13 protein-coding genes are annotated in these 13,695 nt (G+C 63.9%); 7 read left to right on the top strand and 6 right to left on the bottom strand.

The window, feature by feature from the left end; genetic code table 11:
- Positions 1–107 precede the first annotated feature (107 nt).
- From IVA75_RS02195 to IVA75_RS02185, 3 genes are all read right to left on the bottom strand, one after another.
- On the bottom strand, positions 108–725 hold the full coding sequence (locus IVA75_RS02195; RefSeq protein WP_247287181.1) for a hypothetical protein: 618 nt from the start codon (positions 723–725) through the stop codon (positions 108–110).
- 107 nt (positions 726–832) lie between these two features.
- Positions 833–1,360 carry a xanthine phosphoribosyltransferase gene (gene gpt / locus IVA75_RS02190; RefSeq protein WP_007602504.1) on the bottom strand — a complete coding sequence of 176 codons (528 nt, stop codon included), beginning with the start codon at positions 1,358–1,360 and terminating at the stop codon, positions 833–835.
- A 36-nt stretch (positions 1,361–1,396) separates the two neighbouring features.
- A complete protein-coding gene (locus IVA75_RS02185) occupies positions 1,397–2,134 on the bottom strand; it encodes a molybdopterin-binding protein (protein WP_027567758.1) in 738 nt (245 codons plus the stop codon).
- Between the two features lie 277 nt (positions 2,135–2,411).
- Between IVA75_RS02185 and IVA75_RS02180 the strand changes: the two genes are divergently transcribed.
- From IVA75_RS02180 to IVA75_RS02160, 5 genes are all read left to right on the top strand, one after another.
- Positions 2,412–3,830 carry a circularly permuted type 2 ATP-grasp protein gene (locus IVA75_RS02180; protein ID WP_027518749.1) on the top strand — a complete coding sequence of 473 codons (1,419 nt, stop codon included), beginning with the start codon at positions 2,412–2,414 and terminating at the stop codon, positions 3,828–3,830.
- Positions 3,831–3,834: 4 nt separating this feature from the next.
- The gene (locus IVA75_RS02175) at positions 3,835–4,779 is read left to right on the top strand and encodes an alpha-E domain-containing protein (protein WP_027567757.1); all 945 of its coding nucleotides are present in this window, start codon (positions 3,835–3,837) and stop codon (positions 4,777–4,779) included.
- A 169-nt stretch (positions 4,780–4,948) separates the two neighbouring features.
- Positions 4,949–5,797 carry a transglutaminase family protein gene (locus IVA75_RS02170; RefSeq protein ID WP_247287183.1) on the top strand — a complete coding sequence of 283 codons (849 nt, stop codon included), beginning with the start codon at positions 4,949–4,951 and terminating at the stop codon, positions 5,795–5,797.
- Between the two features lie 123 nt (positions 5,798–5,920).
- Positions 5,921–6,679: a proteasome-type protease gene (locus IVA75_RS02165; RefSeq protein ID WP_027567755.1), complete on the top strand. Its 759-nt coding sequence runs from the start codon at positions 5,921–5,923 to the stop codon at positions 6,677–6,679.
- Between the two features lie 26 nt (positions 6,680–6,705).
- Positions 6,706–7,464, top strand: coding sequence for an SDR family oxidoreductase (locus IVA75_RS02160; RefSeq protein ID WP_247287184.1), 759 nt, complete (start codon positions 6,706–6,708; stop codon positions 7,462–7,464).
- Between the two features lie 221 nt (positions 7,465–7,685).
- On the opposite strand, the gene IVA75_RS02155 is transcribed toward IVA75_RS02160, so the two are convergent.
- Complete coding sequence (locus IVA75_RS02155) at positions 7,686–8,924, bottom strand: MFS transporter (protein WP_035961439.1); 1,239 nt, start codon at positions 8,922–8,924, stop codon at positions 7,686–7,688.
- A gap of 158 nt (positions 8,925–9,082) precedes the next feature.
- On the opposite strand from IVA75_RS02155, the gene IVA75_RS02150 reads away from it, so the two are divergent.
- Positions 9,083–10,333: a nucleoside transporter C-terminal domain-containing protein gene (locus IVA75_RS02150; protein ID WP_247287185.1), complete on the top strand. Its 1,251-nt coding sequence runs from the start codon at positions 9,083–9,085 to the stop codon at positions 10,331–10,333.
- Between the two features lie 207 nt (positions 10,334–10,540).
- On the opposite strand, the gene IVA75_RS02145 is transcribed toward IVA75_RS02150, so the two are convergent.
- Positions 10,541–11,611: a GntG family PLP-dependent aldolase gene (locus IVA75_RS02145; protein ID WP_247287186.1), complete on the bottom strand. Its 1,071-nt coding sequence runs from the start codon at positions 11,609–11,611 to the stop codon at positions 10,541–10,543.
- Positions 11,612–11,638: 27 nt separating this feature from the next.
- Positions 11,639–12,559 carry an amino acid ABC transporter substrate-binding protein gene (locus IVA75_RS02140; RefSeq protein ID WP_247287187.1) on the bottom strand — a complete coding sequence of 307 codons (921 nt, stop codon included), beginning with the start codon at positions 12,557–12,559 and terminating at the stop codon, positions 11,639–11,641.
- 115 nt (positions 12,560–12,674) lie between these two features.
- On the opposite strand from IVA75_RS02140, the gene IVA75_RS02135 reads away from it, so the two are divergent.
- Positions 12,675–13,634 carry a LysR substrate-binding domain-containing protein gene (locus IVA75_RS02135; protein WP_247287188.1) on the top strand — a complete coding sequence of 320 codons (960 nt, stop codon included), beginning with the start codon at positions 12,675–12,677 and terminating at the stop codon, positions 13,632–13,634.
- The last annotated feature ends 61 nt before the right edge of the window (positions 13,635–13,695 follow it).

The raw sequence follows: 13,695 nt of genomic DNA, 5'->3' as shown, positions 1-13,695 counted from the left end.
CGCTTGCGGCGATCGCGCTGCCGGCGTGCGGTGAGGATCGTTCCGTGCTTCTCAATTGCGAGGCGATGGTGGAGCACGACAGTGGATGAAAACGGTAAGCCGCTGCGCTAGGGGCGTGCGGTCGGATGCAGCACAGGTTGATATCCAGCGATGATCGCGCGCAACGTGGAAGGCGGCGTCAGCAACAGCGGGTGATCGAGGGCGCTGCTATGCGGGGCGTAGCCTGCGGGTGACCACAGCAGCGTCCTGCCCTGCGCGACGAGGAAGCAATCATCGCCCTGTTGCACCATCGCGCCGTCCGGCAATTCCGCGAGCGGCCTCGGCAGCGCATGCAGCCGTTTCTTGCCGCGATCGAGCCGTTCCCGATGCAGTACGGCATCCATCGCCTTGGCGCTGATGCCGCTTGCACTGTTGCCCATCTCCCATGCAAGGCGAAAGCGCTTGGCATCATCGCGGCGGCAGAAGAAGCAGGGCCGGTGACCTGCGCCGAAAGCGGTGGCCTCGTCAAGAAAGAACAGCTCGGTCCAGCTCCGCCGCGCCATCACCGGCCGCCGCCAGTCGCGGAATTCACACAGGCAAACGATCCAGGCCGGCGACGACCAGCGCTTCTTCAGCAGCGTCTTCGTCGCGGGATCATGGATGATGCCGCGGTTGCCGGTGAACATCCCGCGATGTGATGTCGCGATGATCTCGCCAGTCGGCGTGACGCGGTTTTGCAGGGGCATGGTCGCCTCCGCCCGTCATTGCGAGGAGCGAAGTGACGAAGCAATCCAGACTATTTCCGCGGACACATTTCTGGATTGCTTCGCTGCGCTCGCAATGACGGCGATACTCACGCCGCCCCGTCGCGAAGCGGCGGGTGATAGGACAGCGCGGTGTCCCAGGGGAAGAAGATCCAGGTGTCCTGCGAGACTTCCGTGATGAAGGTATCGACCAGCGGACGTCCCTTCGGCTTGGCGTAGACGGTGGCGAAATGCGCGTCGGGGAGCATCGCGCGCACCAGCTTGCCGGTCTTGCCGGTATCCACGAGGTCGTCGACGATCAAAAGCCCCTTGCCGGTGCCGCCGCCGAGTTTCATCACGTCTTCGGAAATGCCTTTCAGCACTTTGAGGTCGCCCTGCTTGTCGTGGTCGTAGCTGGCGATGCAGACCGTATCGATCACGCGCACGCCAAGCTCGCGCGCCACGATAGCGGCGGGCACAAGGCCGCCGCGGGTGATCGCGATCACCGCATGAAACGGACCAACCTCATTGAGCCGCCAGGTCAGTGCCCGGCAATCTCGGTGGAACTGGTCCCACGAGACCGGAAAGGGGCGGCCCGCCCGTTCCTCCGCACTTAATTCCGGTGCTTCACCAGCCATCGTCGTCTCCTGCTTCGTCTGCCGGCAGCTAGGTTGCTAGCGGGTGATGTTCAATCCCGCCAGCATTTCCTTCACCGCCGCCATTGCGGCTGCGAGCTTGTCCGCATCGCGCGAGCGCACCACCAGATTGGTGTTCGGCTTCTGCTCTTCATCCATGAAGGGATAGCTGCCGATGATGGTGTCGGGATGTTGGGCGGCAATCGCCCGCAGCGGGCTGCCGATGTCGCCTTCCCGCGCATTGGCGCGCACCGATTCGGAGAGCATGCGCACGCCCGATTTCAGCTTGGGCGAGACGATATCCATCATCGCCTGCATGATCGAGGGCACGCCTGCCATCACGATGACATTGCCGATCTTGAACCCGGGGGCGAGGATGGTCGCGCTCTGGATCAGCTCGGCACCATCAGGGATGCGGGCCATGCGCAGGCGGGCCTCGTTGAGGTCCTGCTCGCTCCAGCGCTCGCGGAAACGGGCGACCACCTCCGGGTGATGGTCGATGCCGACGCCGAACGCCTTGGCGACGCTATCAGCGGTGATGTCGTCATGGGTCGGCCCGATGCCACCGGTGGTGAAGACATAGGTGTAGCGATGCCGCAGTGCATCCAACGCGGCAATGATGTCGGGCTCGTCGTCGGAGACGACCCGGACCTCCTTCAGGTCGATGCCGATATTGGTCAGGTATTCGGCGATGAAGCCGATGTTCTTGTCCTTGGTCCGGCCGGACAGGATTTCGTCCCCAATGACCAGAATACCCGCCGTGACGATCTCGCTCATACCTCAAATCCCTCACCCGTCGGCCCGACTTTGCCGAGGTAACGCGTTGAAGTCACGCGCTTTTGCTGCCGAAATAAGCAGTCCTCAGCCATTTTTTCAGGCAAGCCGCCGGCCATCCCCGGCAAATGTCCTCTCCCCATGCTTATCGCGCTGGCCCGGCCCTTGCTACCGCATGAAAGTCATGCACTCTTGCCGTATGGCCAGGACGTTGCGGTCTTCACCAAGGCCTCGCGGCCTGTCGAATGGCGCAACGCCTTGCGGAGACAAGTCGGGATCTATGGCAGTCGCGTTTGATGAAATGAACATTCCCGGTGGGGACCTTCGCCCTGCCTATCAGGAGCTGGCGCGCTGGCTCAAGGAGACGCCTCCCGAGGCGCTCGAATATCGCCGCCAGGAGGCCGAGCTCCTCTTCCGCCGCATCGGCATTACCTTCGCGGTCTATGGGGACTCCGAGTCGACGGAGCGCCTGATCCCCTTCGACGTGATCCCGCGGATCATGTCCGGCAAGGAATGGTCGCTGCTGGAGAAGGGCCTGAAGCAGCGCGTGCGCGCGCTCAACATGTTCCTGCGCGACATCTATCACGGCCGCGACATCCTCCGCGCCGAGATCGTGCCCGACGACCTCATCTTTCAGAACCCGGTCTTCCGTCCCGAAATGAACGGTCAGCAGGTGCCGCACGACGTCTACGTGCACATCGCCGGCATCGACATCGTCCGGGTCGATGCCGAGGACTTCATCGTGCTGGAGGACAATGCGCGCACACCCTCGGGCGTGTCCTACATGCTGGAAAACCGCGAGATCATGATGCGGCTGTTTCCGGACCTGTTCGCCCGTCACAGGGTGGCGCCGGTCGAACGCTATCCGGACGAGCTGCTATCCGCCCTGCGCTCGGTGGCGCCGCAAAGCGCCTCCGGCGAGCCGACCGTCGCGCTGCTCACGCCGGGCGTCTACAACTCGGCCTATTACGAGCACTCCTTCCTCGCCGACAAGCTCGGTATCGAGCTGGTCGAGGGCCGCGACCTTATCGTCAAGAACAACGAAGTGTTCATGCGGACGACCGAGGGCGTGAAACGGGTCGACGTGATCTACCGCCGCGTCGACGACGACTACCTCGATCCCCTCACCTTCCGGCCCGACTCCGCGCTCGGGGTGCCCGGGCTGATGTCGGCCTATGCGGCCGGCAACATCACGCTCGCCAACGCCGTCGGCACCGGCATCGCCGACGACAAGGCGATCTACTCCTACATGCCGGACATCGTAAAATTCTACCTCGGCGAGGAGCCGATCCTGAAGAACGTGCAGACCTGGCGCTGCCGCGAGCCGAAGGACCTCGCCTATGTGCTGGACCATCTGAGCGAACTCGTCGTGAAGGAGGTGCACGGCTCGGGCGGCTACGGCATGCTGATTGGTCCTGCCGCGACCAAGGCGACGATCGAAGCCTTCCGCGAAAAGCTCAAGCGCGAGCCCGAAGGCTTCATTGCGCAGCCGACGCTAGCGCTCTCGACCTGCCCGACCTGCACGGCATCCGGCCTTGCGCCGCGCCACGTCGACCTGCGGCCGTTCGTGCTCACCGGCAGCAAGAGCACCACGATCGTGCCCGGCGGGTTGACACGCGTTGCCTTGAAGGAAGGCTCCCTGGTGGTGAATTCGAGCCAGGGCGGCGGTACCAAAGATACCTGGATCCTGGACGAGTAGAGAGATGCTGTCGCGCACCGCCGAAAACCTCTATTGGCTCGCCCGTTACGTCGAACGGGCCGAGTATCTCGCGCGCACCATCGATGCGACGCTGCGCGTGACCGCGCTTCCCGCCGCCTATATCGGCAAGACCAACGAATGGGACTCGGCGCTTTTGACTGCCGGCGTCGCCGCAAGCTTCTATCAGCAGTACGAAGAAGCCAACGAGCACAACGTCGTCGATTATCTCTCGTTCTCGGCGGACAATCCGTCGTCGATCAGGAACTGCATCGAGGCGGCGCGGCTGAATTCGCGCTCGGTGCGCACAGCGCTGACGAGCGAGATGTGGGACACCATCAACTCGGCCTGGATCGAATTGCAGGAGGTCTGGAGCAGAGGGACCTCCACGCGCGAGGATCTCGCAAAGTTCCTGCGCTTCGTGCAGGAAACCTCGCTGCGCTTCGACGGCTCGGCCTACCGGACCATGTTGCGCAACGACGCGTACTGGTTCTCGCGGATGGGCCTGCATCTCGAACGCGCCGACAACACCGCGCGCATTCTCGACGTGAAATACCATGTGCTGCTGCCCGAGGAGGAGCATGTCGGCGGCCCGCTCGATTTCTACCAGTGGACCTCGATCCTGCGCTCGGTTTCGGCACTGACGGCCTATCACTGGGTCTATCGCGAAACACTGAAACCCTGGCTGATCGCGGATTTGCTCATCCTCAACGATTCGCTGCCGCGTTCGCTCGCAAGCTGCTACGGCAATCTGGTGCGCAATCTCGATCAGATCGGGGTCGCCTATGGCCGCCAGGGCCCGGCCCAACGCCATGCCCGCGGCATCCGCAACCGGCTGGAACACAGCAATATGAACGACATTTTCCAGCATGGCGTGCATGAATTCATTCAGGAATTCATCTCGGACAATTCCAGACTGGGCGAAATCATCACGAAGCAGTATTTGATCTGATGTCCCCCGACTGATGAAAACGGGATATCGTCATGGCCGGGCTTGTCCCGGCCATCCACGTTCTTGCTTTCGCATGCGAAGAAGATCGTGGATGCCCGGGACAAGCCCGGGCATGACGAGCTTCTTCGCAGTAGGCAGTCGGGTCTAACCACTAACTTCACGGTCCACCATGCGCCTGCGAATCCTGCACACCACCACCTATCGCTACGAGCCGCAGGCCACGAGCGTGATCCAGATCCTGCGCATGACGCCCGGCAGCCATGACGGGCAATACGTGGCGGAGTGGCAGATCGACGTGTCGACCGACACCAAGCTCGACACCCACGAGGACGCGTTCGGCAACGTCACCCATGTCCTGTCCTGCGGACCGGTCGGCGACATCAAGATCACCGCCGAGGGCCTGATCGAGACCCACGACACCGGCGGCGTTCTCCGCGGCGCCGATGAGCGCTTTCCGGCCGGCATGTTCTTGCGCGCCACCGACCTCACCACAGTCAATCCGGCGATGCATGCGGTCGCGCGCCAGCTGCGCAGCGAGGCCGAGAGCGACACGCTCGGCTTCCTGCACACGCTGATGACGCAAATCAGCGATCACATGACGTTCGACGAGGACCCGACCAACAGCGGCACGTCGGCGGCGGAAGCGTTCACGCTCAAGCGCGGCGTCTGCCAGGACTACGCGCACATCTTCATCGCCTGCGCCCGCAGCGGCGGCGTGCCGGCGCGCTTCGTCTCCGGCCACTTCTTGCGCTCCGACGGCACGGTGCACCAGGACGCGGGCCATGCCTGGGCGGAGGCCTATGTCGACGGTCTCGGCTGGGTCGGCTTCGATCCTGCCAACAGCATCTGCGCCACCGACGCCCATGTCCGCGTCGCGATCGGGCTCGATTATCTCGGCGCAGCCCCCGTGCGCGGCACCCGCTATGGCGGCGGCGCGGAGACGCTGTCGGTCGCGGTCAAGGTCGAGCAGGCCGGCCGCGGCGGCCAGTCGCAATCGCAGTCCCAGCGGCAGAGCTGAACCGCGCCGCGCGCGCCCCTCACCCACGGTCGGTTTCCACCCTGCCGCCCCGCGGCAATCGGGGGTTGGAGCGGCCGTTGAAATTGGCTAGTAATTCCGCGCAAACGCGTTCGGGGACTGGAAATGACCTATTGTTGCGGAATTCTGGTTCGGGACGGTCTGGTGATGATCGCCGACACCCGCACCAATGCCGGCCTCGACAACGTGTCGACCTTCCGCAAGCTTCACATCTTCTCCAAGCCCGGCGACCGCATCATGGCGATCGCCAGCGCCGGCAACCTCGCGATCAGCCAATCGGTGCTCTCGACGCTGACCGAGGGCCTCGAAGACCCCAACACGGGTGAGATCGAGACGCTGATGAACGCGCCGACCATGTTCCAGGCCGCCCAGCGCATCGGCCGGGCGATCCGGGCCGTGCACGCGACCGAAGGGCCGGCGCTCAAATCAGAGGACGTGTCGTTCGACGTGTCCTTCCTGTTCGGCGGCCAGATCAACGGCGCGCGCATGCGCCTGTTCATGGTCTACACCGCCGGCAATTTCATCGAATGCACCACCGACACACCCTATCTGCAGATCGGCGAGCACAAATACGGCAAGCCGGTGCTCGACCGCGCCATGCATTACGACGTCGAACTCTACGAGGCGCTGAAGACCGGGCTGATCTCGATGGATTCGACCATGCGCTCGAATCTCGGCGTCGGCCTGCCGATCGACGTGCTGGTGGTGCGCGCCGACGCCTGCGAGGCCGATCTCAATCACCGCATCGAGGCGGGCGAACCCTATTTCCACGATTTGCGCTCGCGCTGGTCGGCGGCCTTGCGCGCCGCGCATCAGAACATTCCACGGCCGCCCTACAAGAACGAAAAAGAATCCAAAACCTGACAGCTCAAGAGAAAAGGCAGGAAACGATGAGTGAAGCGAAAAAGATCGCAGTGGTGACGGGCGCCGGCACCGGAGTCGGGCGCGCTGCGTCATTGGCCCTGATGAACACAGGCTTCACCGTGGTGCTGGTCGGGCGCCGGCCCGACATGCTCGAGGAGACGGCCAAGCTCGGCCCCGCGGGAAAAAGCCTCTGCGTCACCGCCGACATGACCAAGCCGGACTCGATTGCCGCGCTGTTCGACAAGGTGAAGGCCACCTTCGGCCGGCTCGACGTGCTCTTCAACAATGCCGGCATGGGCGCGCCGCCGGTGAACTTCGAGGATCTCAGCCTCGAGCAGTGGCAGGCGGTGGTGAACACCAACCTCACCGGCCCGTTCCTGTGCACCCAGCACGCCTTCCGCATCATGAAGGACCAGAGCCCGCGCGGCGGCCGCATCATCAACAACGGCTCGATCTCGGCGCATGCGCCGCGGCCGTTCTCGGCCGCCTACACCTCGACCAAGCACGCCATCACCGGCCTGACCAAGGCCTCCAACCTCGATGGCCGCATGTACGACATCGCGGTCGGGCAGGTCGACATCGGCAACGCCGCAACGCCCATGACCGACCGCATGGTCAACGGCCCGGGCGTGCTGCAGCCCGATGGCACGTCGAAGCAGGAGCCGCGCATGGATGCGAAAGCGGTCGGCGACGCCGTCGCCTACATGGCCGGCCTGCCGCTCGATGCCAACGTGCTGACCATGACCGTCATGGCAACCAAGATGCCGTTCGTGGGACGGGGCTGAATAAAAAACGCGAAAACAACCCCATGCACAGTAGGCGGCATGGGGTTGCGGCCTCGCTCCGCAAGCGGACGTGAAGTCGGCTAAATCTCCGCACTGCTTCAACAATCGTCATTGCGAGCGCAGCGAAGCAATCCAGACTACCACTGTGGCAAGATTCTGGATTGCTTCGTCGCACCAGCGCAAAATTGCTTCGCAATGACGGGGAGAGAACGAGCGAGCTCCTACTCCAAGCTTTCCACCTGCCGCAGGCTCGGAAACAGCTTCATCCACAACAGCGCCACCGCGACCGTGCAGACGCCGCCCAGCACGGCTGCCGGCATGGCGCCAAACAATGCGGCGGCGACCCCGCTCTCGAACTGGCCAAGCTGGTTCGAGGCGTTGATGAAGAGGAAGTTCACCGCACCGACCCGACCGCGCATCTCGTCGGGGGTCGCGAGCTGCACCAGCGAGAAGCGGATCACGACGCTGATCGTATCGGCCGCGCCGAGAACGGCGAGCGCGAGCACCGACAGCCACATCCAGGACGACAAAGCGAACACGATTGTTGCGACGCCGAACACGATCACGGCCTGAAACATGCGCAGGCCCACGTGCCGCGAAATGGCGTGACGGGCCAGCACCATGGTCATCAGCAACGCGCCGACCGCAGGCGCGGCGCGCAGGATCCCGAGCCCCATCGGACCGGTCTGGAGGATGTCGCGGGCATAGATCGGCAGAAGCGCGGTGACGCCGCCGAACAGCACCGCGAACAGATCGAGCGAGATGGTGCCGAGGATCGCCGGATTGCTGCGGATGAAGCGGACGCCGGCGAAGATATTGTCGGCGCCCGCGATATCCTTGGCGATCGCCTGCGGGCGCGGCCGGATGAAGCCGGTCAGGATCATCCCGAAGATCCAGAACAGAACCATCACCGCGTAGGCGAGATGCGGCGCAACCGCGTAGGCAAAACCGCCGAGCGCCGGCCCCGTAATAGTCGCGACCTGCGCCGCTCCGCTGGAGACGGCGGTGGCGCGCTGGAGCGAGCCCTGCGGCGCGATCGCCGGCAGCAGCGCAGCAGTGGTCGGACTTTCGAAGGCCCCGGCAATGCCCAGCACGAAGGTCGCCACGAAAATCTGAACTTCGCTGACCAGGCCGAGATAGGTGATGACGCCGAGATAGAGCGCGGTCGCGGCTTCCACGAGCTGGCAGAGCTGGACCACGCGCTTGCGCTCGTAGCGGTCGGCGGCATGGCCGGCGACGAACACCAACAGCGCCGTGGGCAGGAATTGCACGAGGCCGACCATGCCGAGGTCGAAGGCCGAGCCGGTGAGATCGTAGATCTGCCAGCCGATCGCGACCGCCGCAATCTGGCTGGAGAAACGCGACAGGCTGCGCGAGAGCAGAAAGAACAGGAAGGCGCGATGGGAGAGGAGCGCGCGGGCACTGACCGGCGGGTTTCCCGATATTGGCTGGTCTGGCATCGCCTGTTCGGTCACCCTCGGACTATCCGGCTCCTGATGTCGACGTGCTCCGCGTGGCTGACGCGGACCTGCTTGTCAACAGCGGGACGCTCCGACAATCTCCCGGCATTGCGTTTGCAACGCAGGGGTGGCCATAATCATCGGGGTTTGGGGACATCATGCTGCGGCTGCAATCGGCACTCGGCGTTTTCGCATTGCTGTTGATCGCCTTGGTCCTGAGCGAGAACCGCCGCGCGGCCTCGCTGCGCCAGGCGGCGATCGGCCTCGTCGCCACCTTCGTCACCGCGATCGTTCTCCTGAAGGTGCCTGTCGTCGCGCGCGCCTTCGGTGCTATCAACGACGCCGTGGGCGCGATCTCGGCGGCCTCGCGCGCCGGCTCCTCTTTCGTGTTCGGCTATGTCGGCGGCGGTCCCCTGCCCTTCGATCTGAAAGCACCGGGTGCCGATTTCGTCCTAGCATTCCAGGCGCTGCCGATCGTGCTGGTCATGAGCGTGCTGACGACGCTCTTGTTCTATTGGCGCATGCTGCCGCCGGTCGTGCGCGGCATGGCCTGGCTGCTGGAGCGGACGCTCGGCGTCGGCGGCGCGGTCGGGCTCTCGACCGCCGCCAACATCTTTCTCGGCATGGTCGAGGCGCCGCTGTTCGTGCGGCCTTATCTCGCGCAGATGACCCGCAGCGAGTTGTTCCTGGTGATGACCGGCGGCATGGCCGGCATCGCCGGCACGGTGCTGGTGCTGTATGCGACGCTGCTTGCTCCCCTCATTCCCGACGCAGCCGCGCATTTCGTCATCGCGTCGGTGCTGGGCGCGCCGGCCGCGATCCTGGTTAGCCTCATCATGGTGCCCGAGACATCGGACAAGCACACCGGCGGCGCGCTGGAGGCTCCCGAGATGGAGGTCTCAGGCACGATGGATGCGATCGTGAAAGGGACCGGCGCCGGGATCGAGCTGCTGATCAACATCGTCGCCATGCTGCTGGTGCTGGTGGCGCTGGTCTATCTCGTCAATGCGATCCTCGGCCTGCTGCCGGATATCGGCGGCGCCGCGATCTCGTTGCAGCGCCTGCTCGGCCTCGTGATGGCGCCGGTATGCTGGCTGATGGGATTGCCGTGGGACCAGGCGATCACCGCCGGCAGCCTGATGGGCACGAAAACCGTCCTGAACGAGCTGATCGCCTATGTCGACTTCTCGAAGCTGCCGCCCGGCACGCTCGATCCGCGCTCGCGCCTGATCATGCTCTATGCGATGTGCGGCTTCGCCAATTTCGCCAGCCTCGGCATCATGATCGGCGGGCTCGGCGTGATGGCGCCGGAACGGCGCGAGGAAATCAACGCGCTCGGGCTGAAGTCGATCGTGTCGGGGACGCTGACAACGTGTCTGATGGGAGCGGTGGTGGGTGTGCTGGCCTAGGCTCTCTCCGCTCGTCATTGCGAGCGCAGCGAAGCAATCCAGAAATGAATCTTTGGAAACAGTCTGGATTGCTTCGTCGCAAGGGCTCCTCGCAATGACGGCGGAGAGAGTCGAGCGCCTAAGCCTTGGAATCTATAAACACGAAACATGAGCCTGGCTTCGCACGGTTGAGAAACCGCGTTCGGTTCGTTCACGCTGACGGATGCTCTAAGCCAAAGCTGCGGCCACGGTGCGAAATGCCATGACCGCGCGATCAATATCCGCATCATCGATATGGCGATGGGTCACGCAGCGCAATCGACGCCTGCCCCAGGGCCTCGCCCTCAGGCCCTCCCTCTCCAGAGCCCCCGACCACACGGCGCTGTCGCGCCCGGAGAGAGAGACATCAATCTGCACGATATTCGTCTGCGGGATTGTCGCGCTGATCTTTGGATGCATCCCGTTCAACGCATCACTCAGGACCCGCGCACGCCGGTGATCGTCCGCCAGACGCGTCCCCATGACCTGAACCGCCTCCAGGCCGGCCGCGGCCAGGACGCCGATCTGACGCTGCGTGCCTCCCAGCATGCGGCGAAACCTGCGGCTGCTGTCGATCACTGCGCGTGGCCCGGCGAGCACGGCACCGGCGGGTGCGCTCAGGCCCTTCGACAAACACAGAGAAACCGTGTCGCAATGTCTCGCAATTTCGGCCGGCGCCGTTTCAAGGGCGACGGCGGCGTTGAACAGCCGCGCACCGTCGAGATGCACCGGGACACCGCGGGCCGAGGCCATAGCGTGCACGGCCTGCATATGATCCAGCGGCAATACGGCGCCGCTCGCGTTGTTGTGCGAGGTTTCCATTGCGACAAGAGCGGTCCCGAGCTTGAGCCCCTCGCCCTGCAGGGCGTCCTCCAGCAAATTCAGATCCATTGCGCCGGCGGTGCCGGCAATGGCGAGGTAGAACTGCCCCGTAAACGTCGCCGCCCCTCGTTCCGAGGTGTACATATGGGCATTCGATTCCAGCACGATCTGTTCGCTGCGCTGCGACTGCGCCAGCGTCGCCAGCAGATTGGCCATTGTGCAGCTCGGCACAAACAGGCCGGCATCCTTGCCCAACGCCGCAGCCGCGACGGCCTCCAGCTCCTGCACCGTGGGGTCACCGTCCAGCCCGTCATCGCCGAGCGGCGCAGAGGCCATGCGGGCATACATCGCCTCGGTCGGCTTGGTGACGGTATCGCTGCGCAGGTCGATGGGTGGCAACCCGGCGCCCGCCGGACTCGTGTCGTGTTGATGTGCCATTGCGAGACCTCTAGAGCGCTTGTCGCGTCATTCGTAGACTGCCGGGTCGCCGGAATCGGTCGGGTTGGCCAGCGCCCGCTTGAGGGCGGCGCTCATCGGGAATTTCAGGTTGAGGCCATGCGGTGGAATCGGTGAATTGAAATATTTGTCGTAGAGCGCCGCAATCTGCCCGCTCTTCATCAGGTCGATCACGGCATCGTCGACCATCTTCTTGAAAGCAGGATCATCCTTGGGTTGGACGATACCATAGGGCGCCGTCTCAAGGCTCTTGCTACCGATCAGGAAGTCATCCGGCGTTCTGGACGAGGCGACCGTGGCATAGGCGAGACCGTCATCGTTGGCGGTGCCGGCCACCCGGCCCGTCGATACCAACAAGAAGGTCTCGGCGGTGTCCTTGGCCGGCACCACCGTGATGCTGAGATTGTTCTTGGCGTTGATCAGCGTAATCACCTTGAAAGTCTGGCCGCCGGCTTGGGCGGCGATGGCCTTGCCGCGAAACGAAGCCGGGTCGTTGACATCGACCCCGCCATCCTTGCGCGCGACGAGGACGACCTGCGCAACGAAGGTGGTGGGAGCAAAGGCAACGAGTTTATGCCGCTCGACATTATTGGTCGTGTTGCCGCATTCGAGATCGATCGTGCCGTTGGCGAGCAGCTGAATACGTGTCGCCGAGGTTATGGGGTTGTAGCGAACCTCGAGCTTGGGAAGCTTGAGGGCCGTCTTGATCGCCTGCACCACCTGTTCACAGATTTCCACGGTGTAACCGATCGGCTTCTGGTTGCCGTCGAGATAGGCGAAGGGCACCGAGGTCTCGGGGTACCCCAATGTGATCGAGCCGCTCTCACGGATCTTGTCCAGCCTGCCCGCACCCTGGGCCATGGCCTCGCTGGAAAGAAGAACACCAGCGACGGTCGCCGCGGCCAGTGCCTTGATCATCGTCGCTTTCATATGTCCCTCTCTTGTTGCGAATGCCGGTGACGCCGTCCACGGTGGGTGAGCAAACCCAGGACAGCTCCGTGCAAACAGCTCCGTGCTCTGGACTATCGTCCAAAAGCCCGATCTGATGAAATTCCAGTTTCATACTCTCCTATACGGATTTGATATGGCCAGCAGACGGATGGGCCTGAAGCATGTGGAGGCTTTTCGGGCGGTCTTCGCGACGGGATCGATGACGCAGGCGGCTCAGCGCATGCATACCTCGCAACCCCAGATCAGCCGCCTGATCGGACAGCTGGAGGCGATCACGCAGTTCCCGCTGTTCGACCGCAGCGGCGGCCGCCTCCGTCCCACCGTGGACGGATCGCGCTTTTTCCAGGAGGTCGAGAAGACTTTCATCGGCCTGGCGGGACTGGAGGCCAGCGCAGCCAGCATCCGCTCGTTCGGTATGGGTCGGTTAAGTGTTGCGGCGATGCCGCGCCTGGCCGGCGGCCTGCTGACACGCATCGCGGCACGCTTCAAGGTGGACTATCCGCATGTGATGATCTCGATCCGATCCGGCACGGCGAGCGCCGTGCACGACTGGGTCAGTTCCGGGCTTTGCGACACCGGATTGGCAATGCTCTACGGCGAGGTTGCGGGGGTGCATGTCGAGCCGGTGCTCAAGACGCGTTGCGTCGCGATCATGCCGAAGACGCATCGTCTTGCACAGAAGAAGACGCTGCGCCCTGCCGATTTCGCCGACGAGGCCTTCATTTCCTTCGCCACGGGGAGTCCACTCTACGATCGCATCGATACGATCTTCGCGCAGGCGGGCGTCACGCGCCGCATTGTTGCGGAGACCGATCTGGGCGCATCGGTCTGCGCCCTGGTCGCGGCGGGCCTTGGCATCAGCATTATCAACCCGATTGCCGCGCATGACGAAAGCTCTGGCGCGGCTCTGACCACGCGCCCCTTCAACCCGGCGGTCCCCGTTACGATCGCACTGCTCTATCCACCTTATGCCGCTCGCGCCCGGTTGATCGATGCCTTCAGCGAATATGCTCGCAAGGTCATGAGCACGGAATTGGGCTATCTCGAGCGGTAGCGGGTCGATCCGCGGCGAGGCTTGTGCGAGGCTGGCGCCCTCGTAGCTCCGATGGAGCGCA

Source organism: Bradyrhizobium sp. 134 (assembly GCF_023074155.1).
In the GTDB taxonomy this organism is placed as follows: Bacteria; Pseudomonadota; Alphaproteobacteria; order Rhizobiales; family Xanthobacteraceae; genus Bradyrhizobium.
This window is presented reverse-complemented; position numbering and strand designations above follow the sequence as displayed.

Excerpts from the sequence above, each read along its gene's own strand:
- IVA75_RS02140 (WP_247287187.1), bottom strand. The coding sequence starts at position 12,559 with ATGAAAGCGACGATGATCAAGGCACTGGCCGCGGCGACCGTCGCTGGT.
- gpt (WP_007602504.1), bottom strand. The coding sequence starts at position 1,360 with ATGGCTGGTGAAGCACCGGAATTAAGTGCGGAGGAACGGGCGGGCCGC.
- IVA75_RS02165 (WP_027567755.1), top strand. The coding sequence starts at position 5,921 with ATGACCTATTGTTGCGGAATTCTGGTTCGGGACGGTCTGGTGATGATC.
- IVA75_RS02195 (WP_247287181.1), bottom strand. The coding sequence starts at position 725 with ATGCCCCTGCAAAACCGCGTCACGCCGACTGGCGAGATCATCGCGACA.
- IVA75_RS02175 (WP_027567757.1), top strand. The coding sequence starts at position 3,835 with ATGCTGTCGCGCACCGCCGAAAACCTCTATTGGCTCGCCCGTTACGTC.
- IVA75_RS02180 (WP_027518749.1), top strand. The coding sequence starts at position 2,412 with ATGGCAGTCGCGTTTGATGAAATGAACATTCCCGGTGGGGACCTTCGC.
- IVA75_RS02135 (WP_247287188.1), top strand. The coding sequence starts at position 12,675 with ATGAAATTCCAGTTTCATACTCTCCTATACGGATTTGATATGGCCAGC.
- IVA75_RS02145 (WP_247287186.1), bottom strand. The coding sequence starts at position 11,611 with ATGGCACATCAACACGACACGAGTCCGGCGGGCGCCGGGTTGCCACCC.
- IVA75_RS02150 (WP_247287185.1), top strand. The coding sequence starts at position 9,083 with ATGCTGCGGCTGCAATCGGCACTCGGCGTTTTCGCATTGCTGTTGATC.
- IVA75_RS02185 (WP_027567758.1), bottom strand. The coding sequence starts at position 2,134 with ATGAGCGAGATCGTCACGGCGGGTATTCTGGTCATTGGGGACGAAATC.
- IVA75_RS02155 (WP_035961439.1), bottom strand. The coding sequence starts at position 8,924 with ATGCCAGACCAGCCAATATCGGGAAACCCGCCGGTCAGTGCCCGCGCG.
- IVA75_RS02170 (WP_247287183.1), top strand. The coding sequence starts at position 4,949 with ATGCGCCTGCGAATCCTGCACACCACCACCTATCGCTACGAGCCGCAG.
- IVA75_RS02160 (WP_247287184.1), top strand. The coding sequence starts at position 6,706 with ATGAGTGAAGCGAAAAAGATCGCAGTGGTGACGGGCGCCGGCACCGGA.